The sequence below is a fragment of the Streptomyces viridosporus genome (assembly GCF_002078235.1).
GTDB classification, from domain to species: Bacteria; Actinomycetota; Actinomycetes; order Streptomycetales; family Streptomycetaceae; genus Streptomyces; species Streptomyces viridosporus.
The window spans coordinates 1-4,036 of the sequence record NZ_MSGP01000542.1; the positions used below are offsets into that span (position 1 = coordinate 1).

Here is a 4,036-nt window from a genome sequence, read left to right on the forward strand (position 1 = left end):
GGCCCAGGAGGGCATCACCCGGGACAACGTGACCGTGCGGGTCGACGCGGTGGTCTACTTCAAGGTGGTGGACGCCACCGCGGCGGTCGTCAACGTCGAGGACTACCGGTTCGCGGTCTCCCAGATGGCGCAGACCTCGCTGCGGTCGATCATCGGCAAGAGCGACCTGGACGACCTGCTCTCCAACCGGGAGAAGCTCAACCAGGGCCTGGAACTGATGATCGACAGCCCCGCGGTCGGCTGGGGCGTGCAGATCGACCGGGTGGAGATCAAGGACGTCTCCCTGCCCGACACGATGAAGCGGTCCATGGCCCGGCAGGCCGAGGCCGACCGCGAGCGCCGGGCCCGCATCATCAACGCCGACGCCGAGCTGCAGGCGTCGCGGAAGCTGGCCGAGGCGGCCCAGCAGATGGCGGACACCCCCTCCGCACTGCAACTGCGCCTGCTGCAGACCATCGTGGCGGTCGCCGCGGAGAAGAACTCCACCCTCGTGCTGCCCTTCCCGGTGGAGCTGCTGCGCTTCCTGGAACGGGCCCAGGGGACACCGCCCGAGCCCGCGGTGGAGACCTTGGGGCAGATCTTGAGGGAGGCCGGGAACCGCGCCCCCGGCCCGTGACGCGTGCGACACGCGTGGTTCCCGTGACCCGCGCCAGGTGATAGACACGGCGGGTCATAGTTCCTGTCCGCCAGCAGGAAGGTTTCCCCGTGTCAGAAACCGCGCCCACGGACGACTCCCCCACGACCCGGCGTCAGGTGCTCGCCAGGACCGGTGCCCTGGGCATCGGCATCGCGTTCTCCGGCGCCCTCTCCGAGCTGTTCACCGGCACCGCCACCGCACAGGACCTCGGACACGGCGGCTACGGCCCCCTGGTCCCCGACCCCGACGGGCTGCTCGACCTGCCGAAGGGGTTCCGTTACCGGGTGCTCTCGCGCGAGGGCGACCGGCTGCGCTCCGGCGAGGGGCCGGTCCCCTCCAACCACGACGGCATGGCCGCCCTCGCGGGCAGGAACGGCCGCGTGCACCTCGTCCGCAACCACGAGAACCGCCACAACGGCAGGATCCCGGTCCCGGCGGTCGAGGGCCTGACCTACGACCCCGAGGGCAGGGGCGGCTGCACGGCGCTCACCCTGGACTCCCGCGGCACGGTGCTGTCCGAACGGGTCGCCATCGCCGGCACGGCCGTCAACTGCGCGGGCGGACCGACTCCTTGGGGAACCTGGCTGACCTGCGAGGAGACCGAGGACCGGGCGGGCACCAACGGCTACACCAAGGACCACGGCTTCATCTTCGAGGTCGACGGCGCCGACCCGCGCCGCACGGGCGCCGTACCGCTGACCGCGATGGGCCGCTTCCAGCACGAGGCGGTCGCGGTGGACCCGAAGCGGGGCGTCGTCTACGAGACCGAGGACGCCTTCGAGCGGCCCTTCGGCCTGTTCTACCGCTTCCTGCCCGACAAGCCGCTGGGCGGCACCGGTTCGCTGCGTGCGGGCGGCCGGCTGCAGGCGATGCGGGTGCCCGGGGTGCCGGACCTGTCCTCGATCCGGGAGACCGGTGCCCGCTTCGACGGCGTCGAGTGGGTCGACGTACCGGATCCGCTGGCCGTCCGGACCCCCATCCGCTTCCAGGACTTCGGCCGCGGGGGCATCACGCACGCGCAGAAGCTGGAGGGCTGCTACTGGGGCGGGCGGTCGGTGTACTTCGTGTCGTCCTTCGCCCGCAGCGACCAGGGTTCGGCGGGCGACCACTACGGGCAGATCTGGCGCTACGACCCGGACCGGCGCCGCCTCACCCTGGTGATCGTCTTCGGCCCGGACACGGACGTGCAGCTCCCGGGCGAGTCGCCGGACAACATCTGCCTCGCCCCGAGCGGCGGCCTGATGGTCTGCGAGGACGGCGGCGGCGCCCAGCACGTCTACGGCGTCACCCGGCACGGCGAGGTCTACGCGATGGCCCGCAACCGCCAGAACACGGGCACGCCCGAGGCCCCGGAGTGGGGCGAGTTCGCCGGGGTCGCCTTCTCCCCGGACGGCCGGACGATGTACGTCAACTGCTACGACCCCGGCACGACGTTCGCGGTGACGGGGCCGTGGCGCAGATGACCGGAGGGCGGCCGGGACGCGGGGGCGCGGAGCCCGCCCGTCCCGGCCGCCGGGGGGATCAGCCCGCCAGGACGGCGTCCATCTGTCCGATGGACGACGTCAGTCCCTCGACCATGCCCATCTCGGCCAGCCGGTCCATCTGCTCCCGGCTGTCGAAGACCGAGCGCAGCTCCATCCGGGTGCCGCCGTCGCGCTCGGTGAGGGTCATCCGCACCGCGGTGGTCGGCATCTCGGGGTCCGGCTTGCCGTCCTCGCCGGAGAAGCCGTCGGTGAACTCCAGGGAGGCCGGCGGCGCCACCGAGGTGATCCGCCACCAGCCGCCGTACTTCTCGCCCTCCGGGCCGGTCATGAAGTACCTGACCTCCCCGCCGGGCGTCAGGTCGTGCTCCTCGAAGGTCGCCGGGTAGCCGGGCGGCCCCCACCAGCGCTCCAGCAGCCGCGGGTCGGCCCACAGCCGCCACACCCGCTCGACCGGGGCGGTGAAGTCGGCGATCAGGGTGAGGGTGAGTCGGTCGACGTCCTTGTCCACGCCGGTGACAGTCATCTGTCCGGTCCTTTCTCCGTGTTCGTCCTCGCGTCGTCGGGGGCGGGGCCGGTGCCGTGTCCCGGCCCGGCTCCGGCGGCGTCGTCCGTGAGCAGGCCGGACATCCGGTCCACCCGTGCCCGCCAGGCCGACTCCAGTTCGTCCAGGGCCCGCCGCGCACGCCCCACCGCGTCGGGATCGGTGCGCACGAGCTGCTCCCGTCCGCGTCGCCGCTTGGTGACCAGACCGGCCCGCTCCAGCACCGTGACGTGCTTCTGCACCGCGGCGAAGCTCATCGGGTACGCCGCGGCCAGACGCGACACGGACAGCTCGCCCCGCACACAGCGGTGGAGTATGTCGCGGCGCGTCGCGTCGGCCAGGGCGTGGAACAGCCGGTCCACGGCCTCGTCGGTCCCGCCGGATCCGGCGGCCACTCCATCTACAACCATTTGGTTGTACGTTAACCCCGTCCGCCCCCGCGCGCAAGCGGAACGGGTGCGGCCCCCGCCGCGGTGCCACTGAACCCGGCGCGCCGGGGTACTCGACGCCCATGACGGAGAATCAGCAGGTCAGCGGCTCGTACTGGCTCCAGACCGCACCGGGGGGCCGGCATGCCGCGCTGACCGAGGACCTCGATGTGGACGTGGCGGTGATCGGCGGCGGAATCGCCGGACTGTGCACCGCGTGGGAGCTGACGCGGGCCGGGAAGAGCGTCGCGGTGCTGGAGGCCGGGCGGATCGCGGCCAGTGTCACCGGACACACGACCGCCAAGGTCACCGCCCTGCACTCGCTGATCTACGACAAGCTGCGCCGCACCCGCGGCAGCGAGGGCGCGCGGCTCTACGCCCGGTCGCAGTCGGAGGCGATCGAGCACACCGCCGACGTGGCGGCGGAGCTCGGCATCGACTGCGACTGGGAGCGCCGCAGCGCGTACACCTTCACCCGTGACGCGGGCCGGGTCGAGGAGCTGCGCGCGGAGGCGAGGGCCGCGCGGGAGGCGGGACTGCCGGCCTCGTTCGTGACGGAGACCGGCCTGCCGTTCCCGGTGGCGGGCGCGGTCGAGGTGACCGGGCAGGCGCAGTTCCATCCGCGCAAGTACCTGCTGGCCCTCGCCGACGACCTGGTGGCGCGCGGCGGACGCATCCACGAGGACACCACCGTCCTCGGCCTGGACGAGGGCGAGCCCTGCCGCCTGTCCACCGAGGGCGGGGCCACGGTGACCGCCCGGGACGTCGTGGTCGCCACCCACTATCCGATCTTCGACCGGGCCCTGCTGTTCACCCGCCTCTCCCCGCACCGCGAGCTGGTCGTCGCCGGGACCGTCCCCGCCGACCAGGACCCCGGGGGCATGTACATCACCCCCGACGAGAACACCCGCTCGGTGCGCACCGCCCCCTACGGCGAGGACGGCAC

The 4,036-nt window shown here is 72.8% G+C and carries 5 protein-coding genes; 3 read left to right on the forward strand and 2 right to left on the reverse strand.

Going from position 1 to position 4,036, the window contains the following annotated elements; all coding sequences use genetic code 11:
* Together B7L92_RS31850 and B7L92_RS31855 are read left to right on the forward strand one after the other, a co-directional pair.
* The coding region (locus B7L92_RS31850; RefSeq protein WP_081240776.1) for a slipin family protein at positions 1-616 on the forward strand (616 nt) is incomplete at its 5' end.
* Positions 617-705: 89 nt separating this feature from the next.
* A complete protein-coding gene (locus B7L92_RS31855) occupies positions 706-2,100 on the forward strand; it encodes an alkaline phosphatase PhoX (RefSeq protein ID WP_081240777.1) in 1,395 nt (464 codons plus the stop codon).
* 58 nt (positions 2,101-2,158) lie between these two features.
* Here B7L92_RS31855 and B7L92_RS31860 read toward each other — a convergent pair whose 3' ends face one another.
* Both B7L92_RS31860 and B7L92_RS31865 read right to left on the reverse strand, forming a co-directional pair.
* Positions 2,159-2,644 (reverse strand): SRPBCC family protein, encoded by a 486-nt coding sequence (locus tag B7L92_RS31860; protein ID WP_081240778.1) that lies wholly within the window; start codon positions 2,642-2,644, stop codon positions 2,159-2,161.
* The gene (locus B7L92_RS31865; protein ID WP_081240779.1) at positions 2,641-3,072 is read right to left on the reverse strand and encodes an ArsR/SmtB family transcription factor; all 432 of its coding nucleotides are present in this window, start codon (positions 3,070-3,072) and stop codon (positions 2,641-2,643) included. Before B7L92_RS31865 ends, B7L92_RS31860 begins: the two co-directional genes overlap by 4 nt.
* Positions 3,073-3,173: 101 nt before the next feature.
* Here B7L92_RS31865 and B7L92_RS31870 point away from each other — a divergent pair.
* The coding region (locus B7L92_RS31870; protein WP_143626410.1) for an NAD(P)/FAD-dependent oxidoreductase at positions 3,174-4,036 on the forward strand (863 nt) is incomplete at its 3' end.